Origin of the sequence: Nonomuraea deserti (assembly GCF_004348685.1) — a bacterium.
GTDB classification, from domain to species: domain Bacteria; phylum Actinomycetota; class Actinomycetes; order Streptosporangiales; family Streptosporangiaceae; genus Nonomuraea; species Nonomuraea deserti.
Map to the genome: position 1 here is coordinate 1 of NZ_SMKO01000395.1, position 1,721 is coordinate 1,721.

Below are 1,721 nucleotides of genomic sequence, written 5' to 3' on the forward strand. Positions count from 1 at the left end.
CGCGTCTGCAGGAAGGTTCGTTCGGTGTCGTTGGTGGCCAGGGTGATGGCCTCGTCGTAGGCGGCGACGGCATCGGCGGTACGGCCGAGGCGGCTGAGCAGGTCCGCGCGGGTGGCGGGCAGCAGGTGGTAGCCCGGCAGGTCCAGCTCCTCGATCGAGGCCAGCGCCGGCGCCGGTCCGTGCACCTCGGCGACGGCGACCGCGCGGTTGAGCGCCACGATCGGGGTCGGGGCGTGCCGCAGCAACTGGTCGTACAGCGCCAGCACCTGTGCCCAGTCGGTGGCCGGCCCGTCGGTGTGCACGGCGTTGATCGCGGCCTGCAACTGGTACGGCCCCGGCTGGTTGCGGCGCAGGCACCGCCGTACCAGCTCGTGACCCTCGGCGATCAGCTCACGGTTCCACAGCGACCGGTCCTGCTCGGCGAGCACCATCAGCTCGCCCGAAGGCCCCACCCGCGCGGGCCGGCGGGCTTCGGTGAGCAGCAGCAGCGCCAGCAGTCCGATCACCTCCGGCTCATCGGGCATCAGCTCGGCCAGCGCCCTCGCCAGGCGGACGGCCTCCAGGCACAGGTCCGTCCGCAGCAACTGCCCCGACGTGGAGGTGTATCCCTCGTTGAAGACCAGGTAGAGCACGGTGAGCACCGGGCCCAGCCGGTCGGGGAGTTCAGCGGCGCCCGGCACCCGGTAGGGGATGCCGGCGTCACGGATCTTCTTCTTCGCGCGGACGATCCGCTGGGAGACGGTCGCCTCCGGCACCAGGTAGGCCCGCGCGATCTCCGTCACCTCCAGCCCGCCGAGCAGGCGCAGGGTGAGCGCGGTCTGCGCGAGCGGCGACAGCGCCGGGTGGCAGCAGGTGAAGATCATGCGGAGCTGGTCGTCACGCACCGGTCCCACCTCCTTCGGCTCGTCGGGTTGGTGCAGCAGCAGCGCCTGGGCGTGGCGGGCCTCGCGGGTGGACTCCCGGCGCAGGCGGTCGATCGCCCGGTTGCGGGCGGTGGTCACGATCCACGCGCCGGGATTGGGCGGCGGCTCGTCCCACTTCTGGACGGCCACCGCGAACGCGTCCTGCACGGCCTCCTCGGCGAGCCCGATGTCACCGAGCAGGCGCGTCAGCGTGGCCACGCACCGGCCGTACTCAGCCCGGTAGACGCCGTCCAGATCCATCCGTGCTCATTCCCCCTGCGCGTCTTCGAACGGGCGCACCTCGATCGGCGCCCCGCAGGCCAGCGCGCACTTCTCGGCCCAGGACAGCGCCTGGTCCAGGTCGTCGCACCGGATCACCCAGAACCCGCCGAGCTGCTCCTTCGTCTCGGCGAACGGGCCGTCGGTCATCGTGATCGTGCCGTTGCCGGGCCGTACGACCGTGGTGGCGTGCGAGGGCAGCAGGCCGCCGACGAACACCCACGTACCGGCGGCCCGCATCTCGTCGGTGACCTTGCCCGTCCGGGCCATCTGCTCCCGCACTTCCTCTGCGGGCGGCGACGGCGCGCTTTCGTCGAACTGGACGGCGAGCAGGTACTGCTTCATGGTGAACTCCTTCGAAGGATCAGACCGACAGGCGGCGGGCGATGACGGGGATCACGATCGCGGCGGCGACCACGTGCGTCAACATCAGCAACATCTTCGTGGCCGCGGACGCGTCCACGAGCACGTCCGGCACGAGTGACAACGCGGTGAGCACGATCGTGGTGCGGACGAACACCGTGCGCGGACGACCAGCCC

At 71.4% G+C, this 1,721-nt stretch carries 3 protein-coding genes; all 3 read right to left on the bottom strand.

The window, feature by feature from the left end:
• A partial coding sequence (locus tag E1292_RS50285; RefSeq protein WP_132606859.1) for an RNA polymerase sigma factor occupies positions 1-1,163 on the bottom strand: 1,163 nt, incomplete at its 3' end.
• A 6-nt stretch (positions 1,164-1,169) separates the two neighbouring features.
• On the bottom strand, positions 1,170-1,526 hold the full coding sequence (locus E1292_RS50290; protein WP_132606860.1) for a YciI family protein: 357 nt from the start codon (positions 1,524-1,526) through the stop codon (positions 1,170-1,172).
• 19 nt (positions 1,527-1,545) lie between these two features.
• Positions 1,546-1,721: DUF6069 family protein (locus E1292_RS56035; protein ID WP_500690535.1), on the bottom strand; the 176-nt coding region annotated here is incomplete at its 5' end.